This is a genomic window from Kitasatospora sp. NPDC052896 (assembly GCF_044547075.1).
Taxonomy (GTDB): Bacteria; Actinomycetota; Actinomycetes; order Streptomycetales; family Streptomycetaceae; genus Kitasatospora.
Genome location: NZ_JBITZU010000001.1, coordinates 881403 through 901062, shown reverse-complemented (window position 1 = coordinate 901062; position 19660 = coordinate 881403). Strand labels below are relative to the sequence as shown.

The following is a 19660-nucleotide window of genomic DNA, read 5'->3' as shown; positions in this document are numbered from 1 at the left end:
GTGCAGGGGGCTCAAGTTTTATGCGGCGCTTACGCTCCTCCCCCTTTTGGGGCTGGATGGGCGACTATGGCCTTACGTGACTGCCGCCATACCTTGAGCATCTTCTGGACGGGTGCTACAGGGCGATAGGGTCCGCCCGGTGGGTCGTTAAGTTACCCACCAGTACACTTGACCGACCTCTACCATCACCGCCGCTGGAGTACGGAGAAGCCGGATGCAGCTAGCAGCGATCCTCATCTCACTGGGCACGACCGCGGTCGGCGTGGCGCTGTTCGCTCGTGCCATCGCGCGGATCTTCCGGTTCGTCCGGCTCGGCCAGCCCGTCCCGGCCGGAGCGCGGATCAACGACCCGGTGGCCCGTACGGTGACCCTGATCCGGGAGTTCCTCGGGCACAGCCGGATGAACAAGTGGGGCATCGTCGGCATCGCCCACTGGTGCGTCGCCGTCGGTTTCTACGCGCTGATCCTGACCCTGGTCGGCGCGTTCGGCCAGCTCTTCGACCCCAAGTTCGAGGTCCCGGTCGTCGGTGACTGGACGCCCTACCTGGTGTTCCAGGAGGTGCTCGGCCTGGTGACCTTCCTCGGCATCGCGGTGCTGACCGTGATCCGCCAGCTGAGCCTGCCGAGCAAGTCGGTCCGCAAGTCCCGCTTCGCGGGCTCCAACATGGGCTTCGCGTACTTCATCGAAGCGGTCATCCTGATCATCGGTGTGGCGATCCTGACCCTGCGCGGTCTGGAGGGCGCGCAGGCCGGGGTCGACCACTACTCGGCCGCGTACCTGGTCTCCTACCCGCTGGTGAAGGCGTTCTCCGGGCTGAGCCTGGGCACCCTGCACAACCTGCTCTGGCTGGTCGCGACGATCAAGATCTCGGTCTCCTTCATCTGGATGATCGTCGTCTCGCTGAACACCGACATGGGTGTCGCCTGGCACCGCTTCCTGGGCTTCCCGAACATCTGGTTCAAGCGGAACGCCGACGGCGCGGTGGCGCTCGGCGCGCTGCAGCCGATGACCAGCGGCGGCAAGCCGATCGACTTCGAGGACCCGGCCGAGGACGCGGTGTTCGGCGTCTCCCAGGTCGAGCACTTCTCCTGGAAGGGCATCCTCGACTTCTCCACCTGCACCGAGTGCGGCCGCTGCCAGTCGCAGTGCCCGGCCTGGAACACCGGCAAGCCGCTCTCGCCGAAGCTGCTGATCATGTCGCTGCGCGACCACGCCTACGCCAAGGCGCCGTACCTGCTGGCCGGCGGCGGCAAGGACATGGAGGGCAACGAGAAGGCCACCGCCGAGCAGCTGGCCGGCGTCCCGGCCGCCGCGCTGGCCGAGGCCGAGCGCCCGCTGATCGGCACCGCCGAGGAGAACGGCGTCATCGACCCGGACGTGCTCTGGTCCTGCACCACCTGCGGCGCCTGCGTCGAGCAGTGCCCGGTGGACATCGAGCACATCGACCACATCGTCGACATGCGCCGCTACCAGGTGATGATCGAGTCCTCGTTCCCGACCGAGGCCGGGACGATGCTCAAGAACCTGGAGAACAAGGGCAACCCGTGGGGCATGGCCACCAAGGCCCGCCTGGACTGGGTCAAGGAGCTCAAGAAGGAGACCGGCATCGAGGTGCCGGTGATCGGCGAGGACATCGACCCCGCCGAGGTCGAGTACCTCTACTGGGTCGGCTGCGCCGGTGCGCTCGAGGACCGCGCGAAGAAGACCACCAAGGCCTTCGCCGAGCTGCTGCACACCGCGGGCGTGAAGTTCGCCATCCTCGGCAAGGAGGAGTCCTGCACCGGTGACTCGGCCCGCCGGCTGGGCAACGAGTTCCTCTTCCAGATGCTCGGCGCGCAGAACGTCGAGACGCTGAACACCGTGCTGGAGGACGCCCCGGTCAAGCGGATCGTGGCCACCTGCCCGCACTGCTTCAACACCATCGCCAACGAGTACCCGCAGCTCGGCGGGCACTTCGAGGTGATCCACCACACCCAGCTGCTGCAGCACCTGATCGACGAGGGCAAGCTCGTCCCGGTCAACCCGGTCGAGGGCCTGATCACCTACCACGACCCCTGCTACCTGGGCCGGCACAACAAGGTCTACAGCCCGCCGCGCGAGATCATGGACAAGGTCCCCGGTCTGCGCCAGCAGGAGATGCACCGGCACAAGGAGCGCGGTTTCTGCTGCGGCGCCGGTGGCGCGCGGATGTGGATGGAGGAGCGGATCGGCAAGCGGATCAACACCGAGCGGGTCGACGAGGCGCTCTCCCTCAACCCGGACATCGTCTCCACCGCCTGCCCGTTCTGCCTGGTGATGCTCTCCGACTCGGTCAACGGCAAGAAGAACGAGGGCGCGGCGAAGGAGCACCTCAAGGTGGTCGACGTCGCCCAGCTGCTGCTCGACTCCGTGAAGGCCGTCCCGCAGGCCCCCGAGGCCCCGGCCGAGTCGGTCGGGGTGTAGCAGCCCGCGTTCGGACCGAGTCCGAATGTGTTCGCACCTTCTCAGCTCACATATGATGCCTGCCCCGGGCCCTCGGCCCGGGGCAGGTCGCTTCGCGGACCCGGTGCCGGTACAGCCTGCACAGAATCACGTATTACGGTGGCCCGGGTGGGCCTGTCACCACAGGACCTTCGGCCACCCCGCGGCACCACGGACAGCAGCCCGTGACGCCGCCACAAGCACCCAAGCGCCGGCCTGTCACCACTCCACAGGCCGGGTCGCTGACCGGAACCAAGGGGAGAAACGCAAACCATGACCCAGGCGATCATGCTGGTTGGCGGTCAGGGCACCCGTCTGCGCCCGCTCACCACGCACACCCCGAAGCCGATGCTGCCGGTCGCCGGTGTGCCGTTCATCGCGCACCAGCTGGCCCGGGCCGCCGCCGCGGGCGTGACCCGGGTGGTCCTGGCCACCTCCTACCTGGCCGAGGTCTTCGAGGAGCACTTCGCCGACGGTTCGCCCTACGGCATCGAACTGGTCTACCTCACCGAGCGCGAGCCGCTGGGCACCGGCGGCGCGATCCGCAACGCCGCCGAGGGCCTGACCTGCGGTCCGGACGAGCCGGTGCTGATCTTCAACGGCGACATCCTGTCCGGCCTGGACATCGCCGCGCTGCGGGACGGCCACGTCGAGGCCGGTGCGGACGTCACCCTGCACCTCACCCGGGTCGCCGACCCGCGCGCCTTCGGCCTGGTGCCGACCGACGCGGCCGGCCGGGTGCTGGAGTTCCTGGAGAAGCCGGAGACCCCCGAGCAGATCGTCACCGACCAGATCAACGCCGGTTGCTACGTCTTCACCCGGTCCGTGATCGACCGGATCCCGGCCGGCCGGGTGGTCTCGGTCGAGCGCGAGACCTTCCCCGAGCTGCTGGCCACCGGCGCGCTGGTGCGCGGCGTGGTGGACACCTCGTACTGGCTGGACCTCGGCACCCCGGCCGCCTTCGTGCGCGGCTCGGCGGACCTGGTGCTCGGCAAGGTGGACTCGCCGGCCGTGCCCGGCCCGACCGGTGACGCCCTGCTGCTGCCCGGCGCCACGGTGGACCCGGGCGCGGTGCTCAGCTCCGGCACCGTGGTCTCGACCGGCGCGGTGGTCCGGGCCGGTGCGATCGTCGAGGGCAGCGTCGTGCTGCCGGGCGCGGTGATCGGTGCCGACGCCTTCGTCAAGGACTCGATCGTCGGCGCGTACGCGAGCATCGGCGACCGGACCGCGCTGGACGGCGCGGTGATCGGCGACGGCGCGACCGTCGAGGCCGACAACGAGCTGCCCAGCGGCATCCGGATCGCCTGCGGCACGCTGCTCCCGGTCGGTGCGGTGCGCACCACCGCGGGCCCCGGCGGCTGCCCGGCCGGCCAGAGCACCGCCGCCGCGGTGCACGGCTCGGTGCTGCGCCACTGACCGAACGCCGGTCCCGGCCGTCGCGGCGGTGCGTCACAGCCTTGCTGCAATGCGCCCGCGACGGCCGACCGGCGCGATCGCACCCCTCCGGTACGGGTACCGTCGGAGGGTGGCTGGCAACGGATATGAGAACGGGTGGGGCGGCGAGCCGGAGTACCTCGCGGCCCCGCCGCACGACCCGTACCGCGGTGACAGCCCCGGCCACACCCGGCCCTTCCCGGTCGGTGGCCACGGGGCGGGGGAGCCGTACGGAGGGCCGCAGGGCGGCTACGCCCAGGCCGGGTACCCGACCGAGCCGGACCGGGGCCACCCGTCGCCGTACCGTCCCGAGTACCCGCCCGGCTACAGCCGGCCGCGCGGCGGCGAGTACCCGCGCGGGTACGGCCACGAGCCGACCGAACCGGACGGGTACGCGCAGGACAACATCGCCACCTACCGGGCCGGCGGCCGCACCACGCCCCGGGCGACCGGTCCCCGGCTGCCCTGGCGGCCGCTGCTGGCCGGCATCTTCCGCAACCCGACCCGCACCTTCGACCAGATGCGCGACCACCAGGCCTGGCTCCCCGCGATCACGGTCTCGTTGGTCTACGGCGTGCTCGTGGTGCTCGGCTTCAGCGACACCCGCAGCGAGGTGGTCAACTCGACCTTCCCGGTGGCCGCCTGGTCGCTCGCCGGCGCCGCGGTCGGCTTCACGCTGACCGGGCTGATCCTCGGCTCCGTCACCTACGCGCTGGCCCGGCAGCTCGGCGGCGACGGGCCCTGGCAGTCCACGGTCGGACTGGCGGTGCTGATCGGCTGGACCACGGACGCGCCGCGCCTGCTGCTCGCCCTGGTGCTGCCCTCCGACGGTGGGCTGGTCCAGGCGGTGGGTTGGGCGACCTGGCTGTTCTGCGGCTTCCTGCTGACCTCGATGGTCCGCCGGGTGCACGACCTGCCCTGGGGCAAGGCGGCCGGTGCCGCGGCGCTGCAGTTGGTGGTGCTGCTGGTGCTGATCAAGCTCCCCACCCTCGGTTGACCCCCTTCTCTCCCCGCACCTCTCCCCGGAGTCCCCGAATGACCCTCCCGACCACCCTCCCCACCACCCACGTCAGCTTCCCGAGCGGCGCGGTCACCGGTGACTCCACCGTCCTCGCGGTCCACCCGCTGGCGGACGGCCGGCATGCCGTCGTCACCGCCGCCACCCCGTTCCACCCGCTCGACCACACCTGGCCCGACCAGCCGGCCGACACCGGCACCCTGTCCCTGGCCGGCGTCGAGTACCCGGTGGTGGACTGCCTGACCGGCGCGGTCGGCCCGGACGGCGGCGAGCCGCTGGTCGGCCCGGAGATCCCGGTGCGGCGCGGCGACGAGGCGTGGTCCTGGCTGGTGCTGCACGTGCTGGAGCAGGCGCCCGCCGCGGACGCGGTGGGGCAGCCCGTCACGCTGACCGTGGACGCCGACCGGCGGGCCGCGCTCTCGGCCGCGCACACCGGCTGCCACCTGCTCGCCCTCGCCCTGAACGCCGCCCTCGCCCCGCGCTGGCGCAAGGACCCGGGCCGCGCCGACGCCTTCGGCAACCCCGACTTCGACAGCCTGGCGATGGCCTCCTCGTCGATGACCACCGAGGCCAGCACCGACGTCTACCGGCTCGGCAAGTCGCTCCGCAAGAAGGGCTTCACGGCGGAGGCCGCGGACGAGCTGCCGGCCCTGGCCGACGCGCTGCCCGCGATCACCGCGGAGGTCAACGAGCGGCTGGCCGGCTTCGTGGCCGCCGACGCCCCGGTCCGGATCGAGGTCCCCGGCCCCGAGCTGACCGCACGCCGCCGCTGGCACTGCGAGCTGCCGGCCGGCCCGGCGGAGATCGCCTGTGGCGGCACCCACCTCCACCGCCTCGGTCAACTCGCCGAGCTGTGCACCGAGTTGACCCTCTCCGCGGACGGCACCGAACTCACCGCGGTGACCCGCCCGAAGCAGATCTGAGCCGGCCCCCGCTACGCCGAGGCGGTGGGTCCGGGATCTCCCGGACCCACCCCCTCGCGGTGTGGCTGCCTCAGACCGTGGTGCGGTGGAAGTTCAGGTGGCTGCGCGACGGCGTCGGCCCGCGCTGGCCCTGGTAACGAGAGCCGTACCGCTGCGAGCCGTACGGGTGCTCGGCTGGCGAGGAGAGCCGGAACAGGCAGAGCTGCCCGATCTTCATCCCCGGGTAGAGCTTGATCGGCAGCGTCGCCACGTTGGACAGCTCCAGCGTGACGTGCCCGCTGAACCCGGGGTCGATGAACCCGGCCGTGGAGTGCGTCAGCAGTCCGAGCCGGCCCAGGCTGGACTTGCCCTCCAGCCGCGAAGCCACGTCGTTCGGCAGCGTGATCACCTCGTACGTCGAGGCCAGCACGAACTCACCCGGGTGCAGGATGAACGGCTCGTCCCCGTCCGGCTCGACCAGCCGGGTCAGGTCCGGCTGCTCCTCGGAGGGGTCGATGTGCGGGTACCGGTGGTTCTCGAACACCCGGAAGAAGCGGTCCAGCCGCACGTCGATGCTGGACGGCTGGACCATGGCGGGCTCGAAGGGGTCGATCCCGACCCGGCCCTTGTCGATCTCGGTACGGATGTCCTTGTCAGATAGCAGCACGCCATCGAGGTTACGTGCTCCCGCCGGAGTCCTCCCAATCCTGCCGCTGGAGTCCCCCGCCCTCCTCCCCTTGCCGCGCCTTACCGCGTCGCCCGGGCCGACCCCGGCGCCACCTCGGCCGGCACCGAGTTGCGCAGCCGCCCACACCGCGGGCAGCGGATCAGCCGCCCCGGCCCGAGCCGCTCGACGCCGAGATTCTGCAACGGGAACGTGCTGGTGCTGAACAGGTGCCCCTCGGCACAACGAACGACGGTGCGCTGCTCCATCGATCCCCTTCCCACGCTTCCCCAACTTCCCCAACGCGGCAGCCCCCGGCACGCGGGCGACCTCACCGCAGGACAGCGTCACATTAGGGGATGTTCCGGACATCCCCCGCCAAGGCTCGCCGCCGCCCACCCTCCCGCCCAGCCGGTGTGCGGCACCGGCTCCGAGATGGGGTAACATAGACCATGATCGAGCCGTTCCTGACGGCCCATCACGCGGGCGTAGTTTAATGGTAGAACATGAGCTTCCCAAGCTTATAGCGCGAGTTCGATTCTCGTCGCCCGCTCAGAGATAAAGCCCCAGGTCAACGGCCTGGGGCTTTCTTGTTGTCTGGACCAATCCGGGGTCGTCGTGCCAGATTCGTGCCAGAAGGCCATTGGCGGAGCGTTAGATTCGGCGATTCCCGGCCATGGTCCGCGTCTCCTTGGGTGAGCGGGTGTCGATCGTTTCAAATGGCGAGATCAACATCTAGTGATGTGCACCACATGCCTGCAGCTTGTTGGGCGGTTCGCGTCGGACGAGGGGCCTGTCGTCGAGCGCATGGCTGTGAGTGCCCTGCTTGCCGGGACTCGACAACCTGTGTGACTGGGTACGAACCTCCAGTGAGCGCGGTAGCCGACGGTGTTGAGAGTTCGGCGAGGCGGGCGTCTTGCTCAGAGCGAAGAGCCCGTGGTGCCCCGTGCTGTGCAGGACGGGGTTGGCGTTGATGTCGGTGGGAGAGCCGCTTGGTGGGAGTTGCTCCCGTCGAGGTGCTGGGTGAGCGGGGGCGAGAGAGGAATGGCCGATCGTCGAGTGGTGAACCGGCGTGAATCGTGCAGCTGCTGGGCCTTGGCCTCTGGCGCGGTGGCTTGCGTCGCCGTTGCCGCACCGCGCGCGGGCCATCCAACCGGCGAGGCTTCGCTCCTGACGGGGATGGTTTCGTGCTCGGTCGGGAACTCGAACACGCCTGATCGGCTTGCCGAGCGGCGGAGGGACAAGATAGCCGGCCTGGAGACCTTCCTCGCTCGGCTCGCTCCCACAGCCGTGCCCCCTGATCCCGCTCAGCCCTCGGGCATTTGCCAAATCAGCGGATCCGACAGGGAATTGGTTGGTTAGCCTTCACTGGGGCCCTTGTTCCTCATAGGGTTGCCGCACATCGCAAATGTGTCTGCCTGGGGGTGCGTGGTGGATCCGGTATCGATTGGACTGCTGACTGCGTTGGCGGGTGGCGCCGGCGGTGAGGTCGGCCGGCAGGCGTGGGCGGGGCTGAGCGAGCTTGTGCGACGTCCGTTCCGGCGCAGCCACGGCGGTACGGATGGACCTGCGGTGAGTTCGGGAGAGGCGGAGCTGGCTCGGCTGGAACAGGCACCGGCTGATCCAGCACGCGCGCATGCACTCAGCACGGTGCTGGTGTTGCGGGCCGCCGTGGACGCGGACTTCCATGCCGGTCTGCAGCAGTGGCACGAACTGGCGAAACGGGTGAGCGCAGGCGATGGCGACGTCAGCCTCACGATCAGCGGCGGCACCTTTCATGGCCCAGTGATGCAGGGCAGAGATTTCTCCGGTATCTCCTTCACCATCGGGTCCCAGCCACCGGGCGCCCCCGGCTCGGCTACGCCGCCGACGCAGGGTTGACGGGCGTGGACGACAGTTCTGACGGCTTAGGCCGGCCGGTGTCCAACACGATCAGTGGTGGCGTCTTCTTCCACGCGGTGATCCAGGGCCGGAACATCACAGTGCAGTTGCCTCCGCAGATCACCCCGGCCTTGTCAGGCCTGCCCCCAGCCTCTCCCACGTTCACCGGCCGCGAGAAGCAGGTCGCCGAGCTGCTTCGGGCACTTGCTCCGAGCCGCGAGCAGGAATACTCGGGGAGAGTGACCGCTGTCGCGGGGCTGGCTGGGGTCGGCAAGACCGAACTGGTCGTGCAGACCGCCACCCAGGCGCTGCGCGAGCCCGACTGGTTCCCCGGCGGGGTGCTGTTCGTAGATATGTTCGGCTATAACGACGAGCGCTTCCTCTTCCCCGAACGTGCCTTGGACGGCCTGCTGCGGGCCCTAGGCATGCCCGGTGAGCACGTACCCGCCAGTTTGCAGGACCGTTCCCGGCTGTACCGGAGCGTGCTGGCCGCCTTCGCGGAGCAGGGCCGTCGGATCCTGGTCGTTATCGACAACGCCTCGACTTCCGAGCAGGTTCGGCCGCTGCTGCCCACCGATCCTTCCACCGCAACCTTGCTCACCTCCCGCCACACCCTGGACCTCGATGCCCGCCTGCACGACCTGGACATCCTGGACCCAGGTGCCTCCATCGAGTTGCTCCGCCAAGTCCTCCAACAGGCCCGAGGCAGTGCTGACAGGCGAGTTCAGGACGCACCAGAGCACGCAGCGACTATCGCCCATCTGTGCGCGGGTCTGCCTCTGGCCCTGCGCATCGCCGCAGCTCTACTCGCCGACACCCCAACCCGCCCCCTGGCTTCCCTCGCAACGGCCTTAGAGGCGGCTCATACCCGGCTGGATCGGCTACGCCGCGAAGACCGTGCTGTGCGCGCCGCGTTCGACCTCTCCTACCAGCGCCTCGACGGCGAGCATGCGCGCATGTTCCGCTTGCTACCACTCAACCCCGGCCCGGACGTCTCCAGCGAATCCGCTGCCCGTCTGGCTGACACCGACTTGTTTCAGGCCGAGGAACTCCTGCAGGACCTGGCCCGTGCCCACTTGATCGCACCGGGCCGCACCTGGGGCCGCTGGAGGCTGCATGATCTGGTCCGCCTCTATGCCGACCAGCACGGGCACACCCGCGCCGACACTGATCAACGCGATGCCGCTCAGGGGCGACTGCGCGACCACTACCGGAGCACTACCCAAGCCGCTGACACATACCTGGAAGCCCAACCCGCAGCCGCCTCAATCCGATTTCTCGACCGCCACCAGGCGCTGGCCTGGCTGGACGATGAGCACCCCAACCTGGTCGCCATCGCCACCCCGCTGGTCGGGCACCCCGAAACCAGCATCGCTCTCGCGTTCGCCCTTGCCCGATATCTCAACTACCGCCGGTACCTCAATGACTTGATCGCTGTGACGAGTACTGCCCTGGTCTTCTGCCGCAGGCTCGGCCACCGAGAGCGTGAGGGTGCGGTCCTGAACAACCTTGGTAATGCACTGTCGGGGGTGCGCAGGTTTGATGAGGCGATCGATGCTCACAACCAGGCCATCATTCTCTTTCGCGAGCTCGGCGACCGGTATTCCGAGGGCAAGGCGCTCAGCAGCCTCGGTAGTGCCCTGAGGCAGATGCGCAGGTTTGATGAGGCGATCGATGCTCACAACCAGGCCATCATTCTCTTTCGCGAGCTCGGCGACCGGCACAGCGAGGGGGCCGCGCTGAACAATCTCGGCACTACGCTGTCGGAGGTACGCAGGTTCGAAGAGGCGATCGGCGCTCATACCCAGGACTTGGCTGTCTGCCGCGAACTCGGCGATCAGAACGGCGAAAGCCAAGCGCTGAACAACCTCGGCGGCGCGCTGTTGGAGGCGCGTAGGTTCGAGGAAGCGATTGAAATCCTCACCGGGTCAGTGGCCATCTACCGCGAGCTCAGCGATGAGCATGGCGTGGGCCAGGCCCTGCACAACCTCGGCAGCGCTCTGCGGCAGGTGCGCAGGTTCGAGGAGTCGATCGACGCTCACGCTGAGGCCGCCACGATTGCCGTCAAGCTCCGGGACCGGTACCGCGAGGGCCAGGCGCTGAACCATCTTGGGTTGGCTCTCTGGTGGATGCGCAGGTTCGAAGAGGCGATCGGCGCTCACACTGAGGCTGCCACGATCGCTGTCGAGCTCGCTGACCGGCATGGCGAGGGCCAAGCGCTGAACAACCTCGGCGGAGCCCTGTTGGAGGTGCACAGGTTTGATGAGGCGATCAAAGCCCTCACCCGGGCCACCACCATCTGCCGTGAGCTCGGTGACCGGTACGGCGAGGGCCAGGCACTGAACAACCTCGGCAGCGCGCTGTCGGAGGTGCGCAGGTTCGAGGAGGCGATCGACGCTCACGCTGAGGCTGCCACGATCGCTGTCGAGCTCGGTGACTGGCGCGGCGAGGGCCAGGCGCTGAACAACCTCGGCGGAGCCCTGTTGGAGGTGCGCAGGTTTGATGAGGCGACCGAAGCCCTCACCCGGGCCACCACCATCTGCCGTGAGCTTGGTGACCGGTACGGCGAGGGCCAGGCGCTGAATAATCTAGGCCTGGTCTTGCGCCATCTGCGCAGATTCGAGGGTGCGATCGACGCTCACTCCCATGCGGCCCACATCTTCCGTGAGCTCGGCGACCGGCACGGCGAGGGCCAAGCGCTACGGTCCTGGGCGGTTACGCATAACGAGCGCTGGTTATGGCAGGGCTGAGCAACTCGCCCCCTTCCCTAAGTCCGTCCTGTCTGTGTTCCAGCAATCCGGGAAGGCAGTGAGGGAAGCGGCCACCGGGTACAAAGGGGTCGGCGGCGGGTGGCCGAATGCCGAAGTGGCCCGATGAGCAGGTGCTGGCCGGGTTCCTTCGACATTCGCGATCACGCCTCGCGGGCTTCCTGTGTGGGCTCGGAGGGCGCGCATCGTTGTCGGGTGCGGATGTCGACGACGGCGGAGCTGATGCCGTTGGAGATCTTGGTCTGCTGTTCGGCAGTGGCGTGTTGGTAGATCAGCGCAGCACGGACGGAGGAGTGGCCCATGTGGGCCATGAGGTCCTTGAGGCTGGCGCCGGTGCCGGCGGCGAGGACGTTGCCGGTGTGGCGGAGGTCGTAGAAGCGGAAGCCGTTCATGCCGAGCTTCGCGCGGGCCTTGCGCCATTTGCGGCCGAAGGTCGAGCGGCGGAACGGGGCACCGCGCTCGCCTATGAACAGCAGGCCGTCGTCCTCCTTCGCGGCGTACCAGCGCAGGTGCAGCTCGAAGTCGGGGACGATCTCGGGTGGGATGCCGACCGGTCGCTTGCCGGCCTTGGACTTCGGGTCGCCCAAGACGCGCTTGCCGGTGGTCAGTTCGGGGGCGGCGCGGCGGATCCACACGACGCGCTTGACCAGGTCGACGTCGGATCGCCGGACCTCGGCCAGCTCCTCGGGGCGGAGAGCCATGAAGGAGCCCATGAAGACCATGAGCTGCCAGCGCGGGCCCATGAGGTCGGCGAGCTGGAGGACCTGCTCGACCGTGGCGACGGGACGCTCCTCGGCTTCCTCCTTGCCACCGCCCCTGATGCGGCAGGGGTTACGGCGGATGAGTTCATCGTCGACGGCGGTCTCCAGGATGGCCTTGAGGAGGCGGTAGGCCTTGGCGGCGGTGGTCTTCTTGCCCTCCTTGACCAGCGCGGCGCGCCAGGCTCGGACCTGGGGAGCGGTGATCTCCTTCAGCTCGGACTCGCCGAAGGTCGGTTCCAGGTGGAGGCGGAGGAGGCGGCGGTAGAGCTCGTCGGTGAGGGGTGCGAGGTCGCGTTCGTCGATCCAGGCGGTGGCGTAGAGGAGGAAGTTGACGGCTCCCGCGTTGGGGTCGCGCCACTCCTCGCGGCGTATGTCGGTCTCGGTCTCGACGAGCCAGGCTTCGGCGTCGCCCTTGGTCGCGAAGGTCTCGTCGGCGTTGCGGAGGAGCCCGTCGGGGCCGGGGTAGCGGGCCTGGAAGCGGCCGGAGGGCAGCTTGCGGACGGAGCCCCAGCGGCGCCGTCGGCCGGAGTTGTTCGCCATCAGGCGGCCCGCCCGAAGCGGCGGCGGCCGGAGCGGACCGGGGCGACGGTGTTGGCCTCGATGTAGGCGGCGAGCACGCTCTCGGAGATGCGGACGTGGCTGCCGATCTTGATGAAGGCGATGCGCCGCTCGGCGATGAGGCGTCGGGGGAACCGCTCGCTGGTGCCCAGGCGTTCGGCGACCTGACCGACGGTCAGGTACTGGTCGGAGGCGTTGGTCGAGTGGCGGTTGCTGTTCTCGGGCATGGGTTCTCTCCTCGCGGCGCGCGTGGCTGTGACGGGCCGTCGCCGCGGTTGATCGCTGTGGTAGGTGGTCGGTTTTTGGATCGACGCTGCGATTCCGGTGCGCCAACACCGGAACGAGCAGGAGCGGTACGGGCCCGGGGGGTGGCCGGGCCGGGGACCTGGTTCAGTCGCGGGTGATCGCGGCCTTCAGGCTGTCGAGGAGTTGGACCAGCTCAACCCGGGTGAACTGGCTGAACGGGCCTGCTCCGGCTGCCTGTTCGGCAGTCGCGAGCGGCGGAAGGTGCCGGGTCCGTCTGCCCTCCGGCCGCGCGCGCAGGGCGTGCGTGAGCAGGCCGTCCTCGCCAGCCTGGTCGGGTTCGTCGACGGGGAAGGGCAGAAGGGGGCTGATGCCGTCGGCCCAGTCCCAGGCCGCCTCGGTGGTGACCGGGCCGGCGCCGGTGACGTTGGTCTGGCTCGCGTCGGCGACGGGCGGCAGGAGGAGGGTGGCGGGGGAGACCCCGAGGGCGACGGCGATGGCGGCGAGGTCGTCCACGTCCACGCGCCGTTCGCCGCGCTCGATCTTGCTGAGCGCGGTCGTGGGCGTGGGGCGGCCGAGGTCGGTGAGGATCTCGGCGAGTCGGCGCTGGCTCATGCCGAGCTCGGTCCGCAGCCGCTCGATGTTCTTCGCGGTCTGCAGACCGGTCGGGCCGATCTCGACAGGTCGTGTTGCCATGACGGGATATAAGCATGGATCTCCGGCTGCACCAAGTGGTCTGGGAAAGCCGTGCGGACCGTGCTGCGTCGTCCGCGCAGGTGCCGGTTTGTCCACCGCTTTATGGTCACTGACATGCTGTTTGGTGCGGCCGGACTTTGCTGGTAGTCCTTGGGTGCGCGACTCGGCGGAGGGCGGCGTCCATGCCGCCTCGCCGACGGGGCGCTCCAAGATGGAACGTTGCTGCCGGTGTGGACGTCGAGTCTGCCGAGGCGGCGAGATCGGCGGAGAGCCAGTCGGCCGGAGACGCAGGAGGGGATGAACGGGGCAGCGCGGAGAGGATCACGCGACCGCCCGAAAACGGGAGCGGCCCCCGGTGTTGGCGCACCGAGGGCCGAAGGAACTCCCTGGACCGACCACCTACCACAGCGATCAACCGAGGCACCGGACCGTCACAGCCACAGGCGCCTCGGGGAGGAAGCCATGCCCAAGAGTACGACCCCGGCGGCCCGCACCACACCCGCCTGCGGCGCCCTGCCCCCGAAGGCGGGGCGGTAGCCGTGGCGCGCATCCGCACCATCAAGCCCGAGATCACCCAGTCGCTCAGCCTCGCCGAGGTGTCGCTGACCGCCGAGCGGACCTTCGTATGCCTGCTCACCCAGGTCGACGACGAGGGCCGCCACATCGACCACGCCGCGATCATCAACGGCGTCCTGTGGGCACTGCGGCCCGAACACACCCCGGTCCACTGCGCGGACGACCTCCAGCAGCTCGCCTCCGTCGGCCTGCTCTGCCGGTACACCGGCTGCGACGGCCGCCAGTACCTGCACGTCGCCAAGTGGCACGAGCACCAGAAGATCTCCCACCCGAGCGCCTCCCGGCTGCCCTCGTGCCCGGTGCACGAGCATGGGCGGCGGTGCGGCAAGTGCAAGGGGGAGCGGTGTGCCCGCCCGGCTCCGGAGGACCTCGGGAGGGCTCCGGAGTCCCTCTCCGGCCCGTTCTCGGCACTGGTCGGCGACAGCACGCTTCCCGAGGCCGCTCCCCAGACCCTCAGCAGGGCCGAGTCAGGCCAGCAGGCAGCGGATGCCGGTGAAACAGCAGGTCAGGGCACGTCTCCGGAATCCCTCCGGAGGGCTCAGGAGGACCTCGTGCCTGGATCTAGGATCTTGGATCCTGGATCTACCCCTAAAGGGGGCGGCTCCGCCGCGCCCACCCCGGCACCCTCACGCATCCCTCACCAGGACGAGCCGCACCACGTCGCGGGGCAGGCAACCGATGACGGCGTGACTGCCCACGACCTGCTCGCCGAGTACGTCCGGAGCTGCCGCAAGCGCCCGCCCGCCAAGGTGCGCGGGCACCTCGCCAAGGTCATCTCCGATCTTCTGGCCGAGGGCTACAGCGCGGACGACATCCGGGCCGGCCTGGCGCTGTACCAGGCCAAGCCGCTGAGCCCCAGCCTGCTCCCGGACATGGTCCACGAAGCCGTCAACGCCCAGCCCGCAGCGGCCCGGCAGAACGCGGATCGGGCACAGCACCAGCCCTTCACCAACCCCGGGGACGCCCTGGCCTACTACGGGGGCGAGCTGTGACCTCCACCCCGACGGCGGTTCGTACCGCCGACCGCGATCCCAAGCTCATCGGCGGCGGCTGGCGCGAACGCTTCGCCCGCATCCAGGCCGTCCCGACCACCGCCGCGGAACACGAGGCCGACCAGCCGTCCACCGTGCTGGAGCTGGCAGACCGGCGCATCCCGCCGCGCTACCGACTCGCCGTCGCCGACCACCCCGAGGTCACCACCTGGGTCCAGCAGGTCACCCTGGCCAGCCGCCGAGGACCCGGCGGCGCTCCGGGCATCGCGCAAGGTCCGTCGCTGCTGATCACCGGCTCGACCGGGTCGGGCAAGACGCACCAGGCGTACGGAGCGGTCCGCAGCCTGCTCGCGGGCGGTGTGCGCCTGCGGTGGATCAAGACGACCGCCGAGGAGCTGTACGCCGCGCAGAGGCCCCGCCAGGGCGTTGACGGCGAGCAGGAGATGCGCGCACTGATGGCCTGTCCGCTGCTGATCGTCGACGACCTCGGTGCCGCGAAGGCGACCGAGTGGACCGAAGCGCTCACGCTGCGGCTGGTCAACCACCGCTACGAGTACATGCTCCCGACGATCTTCACCACCAACCTGCCGCTCGGCGACATCCGCACCGCCCTCGGCGACCGCACCGCGTCCCGGCTGGCGGAGATGTGCGAGCGCGTCATCCTCACCGGCCCCGACCGCCGACGGCGCACCGCCTGAGCCGCACCGGCACCGCTCTGCCGCCGTGCACCTGACGCCGCCCCGCCCGGCATCCACCTCACACGTTCACCCCACCGCCGCCTCGCCGCTCGGCCCTGCCATCGCAGTGGCGAGGCCACCTGGAGCACCCCACATGACCACCACCGCACTGCCCCCTGCCCACATACCCGCCGCCCGGGTCTCCCTCTGGGACCGCCTCACGGTCGTCCTGCTCGGCGCGCTCGGCTTCGCTCTGTCCTACGACGCCCTGCGGCAGATGGCCGCCGCGATCCACGTGCGCGGCCCGCTCACCTACGTGTTCCCGCTGATCATCGACGGGTTCATCGCCTACGGCGTGCGAGCACTGCTCGTCCTGCGCGAAGCCCCCCGGCCCGCCCGCGCCTACGCCTGGACGCTCTTCACCGGAGCGACCGCCGCCAGCGTGTGGGCGAACGCCCTGCACGCCGTCCGCCTCAACGACCTGGCCGGCACAGACAGCAGGCTCCGGCTCAGCGACACCGTCGTCGGCTTCCTGTCGATCCTCGCCCCGCTCGCCCTCGGCGGCGCCGTCCACCTGTACATCCTCATCGCCCGCCACGGCGAGAACACCGAGATCCGCCGGGGTGAGCAGATCGACGATTCACACGGCGGAGCTTCTGCCGACCCGGTCACCGCCGACCATGACGAGGACGTCCAGCCGCAGCGGACGGAGCACCGGAGCGACGAGACCGCGCTGCTGACGCTGCTGTCCGCCGCCGGCCTGCTGCCCTCCGAGTGGAGCGACGCGCTGCCCGGTCACCAGGCGGCGGAAGGCAATGACCAGCCGTCCGGCACTGCGAACACCGCAGCTGGCGAATCGGCAGAAGCCGCTGACAAGGCAGACGAGTCCCAAGTCGGCGGCAGCGACAGCACCGCCCACGGCAAGCCGGTCGGACGTCCGCCAGGCGCGTCGATGGAGCAGTTGCTGGAGGTCAGCTGCGCGGCGGTTGCTGCCCACGGTCGCGTCACCCGCGCGGTCGTCGAGCAGGCCGTCCGAGAAGCTGGCCTTCCGCTCGGCAGTACCCGCCTTACGGAGCTGATGAACAGGCTCCGCCGAGAGCGGGGTGGCGAGGAGGGCCGTTCACACCCCGAGGCCGACTGACCTCCATCGTGGCCAGTTGACCGACTTGCCTCGGTCGGCTGGCCACCGACTTCTGCCGATTCACAGCGGCATCGGCAGAGGTCCCATCGCAGCCAGGTCCTCACGCCCTGCGGAACTCACGTTCACCACGGACCGCCCACTCCTGCGCGGCAGGCCACGCTCGGAAAGCCCCGCCCCATGGCCGCTCATACCCGCGAAGTCCGGCGCGACCAAACCGGAACCCATCCGGAAACTGCCCAGCGAGACTGCCATGCCCCCGCACCGACCGCCCACCCCTGTGGAGCACACCCGTGACCACCGTCCGTCAGCCCATGAACGACCAGTCCGAGAACCCTGTAATCCCCCTGCAACGCAACAGAGGTGACCACACCTCTACCCCTGGCGGAGCAAGCGAGTGCGTACGGGCCCCCTACGGGGGCGCGCACGCGGACGGCCACGCCCAGGAGGGCGCGGACGAGCCGGTGACGCCGAGCGCGAGGGCGCGCACGGCAACACCGGACCGGTACCGCGAGGGCGCGGCACCGGAGGAGAAGCCGACTAACCCGCCGTCCGCGCGCACCGCTGCGACGCCGCTGACCGCCGCCGCACCCAGCGCCGCACACCGCTCGCCCAAGCGCCGCCGCCGCGACAACGAGAACCCGAAGACGAAGAAGCTCGGCTTCCGCTGCACCGACGAGCAGAAAGCCGAGATCGAACGCCTCGCCAAGGCCGCCGAACTGAACGTCGCCGACTACCTGGAACGCAAGGCCCTGGGCCCGGTCGGCTCGGCGCTCACCACGCACGACGAGCGCCTGGACACGGCCATCGCCGCGCTGCTCGCAACGCGCGGACAGCTGGCACCCCTCGGCAACAACGCCAACCAGATCGCCTACCGGCTCCACTTGGACCTCGGCGTGGAACCCGGCCCCGCCCGAAGCGTCCTCGACACCGCCCGGACCCTGGTCACCGAGGTCCGAGCCGGTGTCGCCGAGGTCGACGCATCGGCGATGCGCCTGGCGAAGGCCAAGCGCCGATGATCAGCAAGGCCGTGTACGGCAAGAGGACCATCGGCGCACTCGCCTACCTCTACGGGCCTGGCAAGGCCAACGAGCACACCGACCCGCACATCGTGGCCTCCTGGGACGGTTTCGCCCCCGACCCCGGCCGCGACCCGAACGCCATCCTCACCCAGCTGCGCGACGCCCTCGACCTGCACGTGGTCCGCTACGGCAGGCCGATCGCCAAGCACGTCTACCACCGGCCCGTACGCGCCGATCCCACCGACAGGATCCTCAGTGACGAGGAGTGGGGCGCCATCGCCCGCCGGATCGTGGCCGCCGCCGGCATCGCCCCCGACGGTGACCCGGACGGCTGCCGCTGGATCGCGGTCCGCCACGCGGGGGACCACATCCACATCCTGGCCACCACCGTGCGCGCCGACCTCACCCAAGCCCGCCTGCGCCAGGACCAGTACCGCGTGGAGGGTGAGCTCACCAAGATCGAGCGCGAGTACGGCCTGGTCGACCTCTCCGAGACCCGCACCCACGAGTACCGCCAGGCCATGCCCAAGCGCGCCACCGGCCCGGAGCTGCGGAAGACCCAGCGCCTGGGACGGGAGGAACCCGCACGCGAGACCTTGCGCACCGCCGTGCGCCGGGCCCTGGCCGGCGCGGCCAGCGAACAGGAGTTCCTGACCCGGCTCACCGACCAGGGCATCCGGTTCGGGGTCCGCCGAGCACCGTCCGGCGACGTGACCGGCTACAAGTTCGCCCTGCCCGGCGACCGCAGCAGCACCGGCGGGCCCGTCTGGTTCTCTGGCAGCAAACTCACCTCCGACCTGACCCAGCCCCAGATCAAGAAGCGCCTCGCCGTCGGCACCGACGAGCCCCGCTACCCCGATCTCGACCGCCGCACCTGGCCCGCCGCCGGTCGCCACCAGGCCAGCACCACCGTCGACCAGGCCATGCCCTTCTTCGCCGACGAGCTGGATGCCGCCGATGCCGCCGCCGTGATCAACGGCGGCATCGAGATCCTCGACGCCCTCACCACCACCAGCCCCGTCCTCAGTCGCAAGGAGATCAACCAGGCGGCACGCGCCCTGGAGCGCACCGGCATCGCCAACACCCGCGCCGCCCAAGCGGACCTGCGGGCCATGCGATCCGCCGCCCGCGCCATCCTCCATGGCGGGCCCGCCATCGGTCGGGGCGAGGACGGCACAGCCGCCGCCACCCTCCTCTCCAGCCTCGTCCTGCTCGCCGTCCTCATCGCCAAGTGGCAAACCGCCCAGGGCCGCCAGCACCAGGCCACCGCCGCACACACGGCCGCCGACCACCTGCGCACCGCCTACAACCGCCACGCCGCCAAGCCGCTGGCCGTCCTCGACACCCACGGCCAACACCTGGACCCGCCAGCACGGGACCGGCAAGCGGCAGCCGTCCGCCGTGCGCTGCCCGCCGACCAGGCCGCCAAGGTGCTGGAGGAAACCGGCTGGAACGCGCTTGCTGTAACCCTCGCCGAAGCCGAAGCCGCCGGCCACGACCCGGCCACCCTGCTCACCCAGGCCGCCGGCCGACGCGAACTCGCCACCGCAGACTCCGCCACCGCCGTCCTCACCTGGCGCATCCGCCGTGACGCCGGACTCCCCGCCACGACAGCAGTGGCGAAGGGGAATTCGAACACCCATGCCAGCATGGCACTGAGCAGGAGCACCGTCGCGGGCCGCACAGCCGCACCCACGGCGAACCCCGCTGTCACGCCGCAGCCGCCCTCCCCGGCAACGCCGCAGCCGACCCGAGCGAGGCGCTGACCAAACATCAACCTCCGGATGCAGAGGGCCATCTGCATCCGGCGTTGACGTCGCTCTGATGCTTCGACGGCAGTGCTGAACGATCCTGGCTATTGGCAGGTGC

At 70.0% G+C, this 19660-nt stretch carries 15 protein-coding genes, 1 tRNA gene and 1 pseudogene; 12 read left to right on the top strand and 5 right to left on the bottom strand.

The genetic code is table 11. The annotated features are described in order from the left end of the window. Positions 1 to 214 precede the first annotated feature (214 nt). The 4 genes and pseudogenes from ACIGXM_RS04230 to ACIGXM_RS04215 all read left to right on the top strand — a co-directional run bounded on the left by ACIGXM_RS04230 (position 215) and on the right by ACIGXM_RS04215 (position 5836). Complete coding sequence (locus tag ACIGXM_RS04230; protein ID WP_396556603.1) at positions 215 to 2443, top strand: (Fe-S)-binding protein; 2229 nt, start codon at positions 215 to 217, stop codon at positions 2441 to 2443. A gap of 291 nt (positions 2444 to 2734) precedes the next feature. After that, positions 2735 to 3799: pseudogene (locus tag ACIGXM_RS04225) on the top strand (sugar phosphate nucleotidyltransferase); the annotation flags it as partial. Positions 3800 to 3986: 187 nt separating this feature from the next. Next, positions 3987 to 4892 carry a Yip1 family protein gene (locus ACIGXM_RS04220; RefSeq protein ID WP_396556601.1) on the top strand — a complete coding sequence of 302 codons (906 nt, stop codon included), beginning with the start codon at positions 3987 to 3989 and terminating at the stop codon, positions 4890 to 4892. 38 nt (positions 4893 to 4930) lie between these two features. Continuing rightward, a complete protein-coding gene (locus tag ACIGXM_RS04215; RefSeq protein ID WP_396556599.1) occupies positions 4931 to 5836 on the top strand; it encodes a metal-dependent hydrolase in 906 nt (301 codons plus the stop codon). Between the two features lie 70 nt (positions 5837 to 5906). Here the strand turns inward: ACIGXM_RS04215 and dcd are convergent, their stop codons facing one another. Both dcd and ACIGXM_RS04205 read right to left on the bottom strand, forming a co-directional pair. Further along, entirely contained in the window at positions 5907 to 6482 is a 576-nt protein-coding gene (gene dcd / locus ACIGXM_RS04210) for a dCTP deaminase (RefSeq protein WP_396556597.1), read from the bottom strand. An 80-nt stretch (positions 6483 to 6562) separates the two neighbouring features. Then, positions 6563 to 6748 (bottom strand): hypothetical protein, encoded by a 186-nt coding sequence (locus ACIGXM_RS04205; protein WP_396556595.1) that lies wholly within the window; start codon positions 6746 to 6748, stop codon positions 6563 to 6565. A 213-nt stretch (positions 6749 to 6961) separates the two neighbouring features. Here ACIGXM_RS04205 and ACIGXM_RS04200 point away from each other — a divergent pair. The 3 genes from ACIGXM_RS04200 to ACIGXM_RS04190 all read left to right on the top strand — a co-directional run bounded on the left by ACIGXM_RS04200 (position 6962) and on the right by ACIGXM_RS04190 (position 11110). Further along, a tRNA-Gly gene (locus tag ACIGXM_RS04200) sits at positions 6962 to 7032 on the top strand. 1019 nt (positions 7033 to 8051) lie between these two features. Continuing rightward, positions 8052 to 8360, top strand: a complete 309-nt coding sequence (locus ACIGXM_RS04195) for a hypothetical protein (RefSeq protein ID WP_396556593.1) — start codon at positions 8052 to 8054, stop codon at positions 8358 to 8360. Between the two features lie 38 nt (positions 8361 to 8398). Further along, a complete protein-coding gene (locus ACIGXM_RS04190; protein WP_396556591.1) occupies positions 8399 to 11110 on the top strand; it encodes a tetratricopeptide repeat protein in 2712 nt (903 codons plus the stop codon). A 161-nt stretch (positions 11111 to 11271) separates the two neighbouring features. Here ACIGXM_RS04190 and ACIGXM_RS04185 read toward each other — a convergent pair whose 3' ends face one another. From ACIGXM_RS04185 to ACIGXM_RS04175, 3 genes are all read right to left on the bottom strand, one after another. Next, entirely contained in the window at positions 11272 to 12429 is a 1158-nt protein-coding gene (locus tag ACIGXM_RS04185) for a tyrosine-type recombinase/integrase (protein ID WP_396556589.1), read from the bottom strand. After that, positions 12429 to 12674, bottom strand: coding sequence for an excisionase family DNA-binding protein (locus ACIGXM_RS04180; RefSeq protein WP_396556587.1), 246 nt, complete (start codon positions 12672 to 12674; stop codon positions 12429 to 12431). The genes ACIGXM_RS04185 and ACIGXM_RS04180 overlap by 1 nt, the downstream gene beginning before the upstream one ends. A 163-nt stretch (positions 12675 to 12837) precedes the next feature. After that, a complete protein-coding gene (locus tag ACIGXM_RS04175) occupies positions 12838 to 13386 on the bottom strand; it encodes a helix-turn-helix domain-containing protein (RefSeq protein WP_396556585.1) in 549 nt (182 codons plus the stop codon). A gap of 539 nt (positions 13387 to 13925) precedes the next feature. Between ACIGXM_RS04175 and ACIGXM_RS04170 the strand changes: the two genes are divergently transcribed. The 5 genes from ACIGXM_RS04170 (at position 13926) to ACIGXM_RS04150 (ending at position 19557) form a co-directional block, all read left to right on the top strand. After that, positions 13926 to 14954, top strand: a complete 1029-nt coding sequence (locus ACIGXM_RS04170; protein ID WP_396556583.1) for a hypothetical protein — start codon at positions 13926 to 13928, stop codon at positions 14952 to 14954. Then, positions 14951 to 15652 carry an ATP-binding protein gene (locus ACIGXM_RS04165; RefSeq protein WP_396556581.1) on the top strand — a complete coding sequence of 234 codons (702 nt, stop codon included), beginning with the start codon at positions 14951 to 14953 and terminating at the stop codon, positions 15650 to 15652. The genes ACIGXM_RS04170 and ACIGXM_RS04165 overlap by 4 nt, the downstream gene beginning before the upstream one ends. A 133-nt stretch (positions 15653 to 15785) precedes the next feature. Next, a complete protein-coding gene (locus tag ACIGXM_RS04160; protein ID WP_396556579.1) occupies positions 15786 to 16772 on the top strand; it encodes a DUF2637 domain-containing protein in 987 nt (328 codons plus the stop codon). A gap of 290 nt (positions 16773 to 17062) precedes the next feature. Continuing rightward, complete coding sequence (locus ACIGXM_RS04155) at positions 17063 to 17788, top strand: plasmid mobilization protein (RefSeq protein ID WP_396556577.1); 726 nt, start codon at positions 17063 to 17065, stop codon at positions 17786 to 17788. After that, a complete protein-coding gene (locus ACIGXM_RS04150) occupies positions 17785 to 19557 on the top strand; it encodes a hypothetical protein (protein WP_396556575.1) in 1773 nt (590 codons plus the stop codon). The genes ACIGXM_RS04155 and ACIGXM_RS04150 overlap by 4 nt, the downstream gene beginning before the upstream one ends. The last annotated feature ends 103 nt before the right edge of the window (positions 19558 to 19660 follow it).

Coding starts and splice junctions, on each gene's coding strand:
- ACIGXM_RS04160 (WP_396556579.1), top strand. CDS start 15,786: ATGACCACCACCGCACTGCCCCCTGCCCACATACCCGCCGCCCGGGTC.
- ACIGXM_RS04150 (WP_396556575.1), top strand. CDS start 17,785: ATGATCAGCAAGGCCGTGTACGGCAAGAGGACCATCGGCGCACTCGCC.
- ACIGXM_RS04205 (WP_396556595.1), bottom strand. CDS start 6,748: ATGGAGCAGCGCACCGTCGTTCGTTGTGCCGAGGGGCACCTGTTCAGC.
- ACIGXM_RS04180 (WP_396556587.1), bottom strand. CDS start 12,674: ATGCCCGAGAACAGCAACCGCCACTCGACCAACGCCTCCGACCAGTAC.
- ACIGXM_RS04230 (WP_396556603.1), top strand. CDS start 215: ATGCAGCTAGCAGCGATCCTCATCTCACTGGGCACGACCGCGGTCGGC.
- ACIGXM_RS04215 (WP_396556599.1), top strand. CDS start 4,931: ATGACCCTCCCGACCACCCTCCCCACCACCCACGTCAGCTTCCCGAGC.
- ACIGXM_RS04175 (WP_396556585.1), bottom strand. CDS start 13,386: ATGGCAACACGACCTGTCGAGATCGGCCCGACCGGTCTGCAGACCGCG.
- ACIGXM_RS04185 (WP_396556589.1), bottom strand. CDS start 12,429: ATGGCGAACAACTCCGGCCGACGGCGCCGCTGGGGCTCCGTCCGCAAG.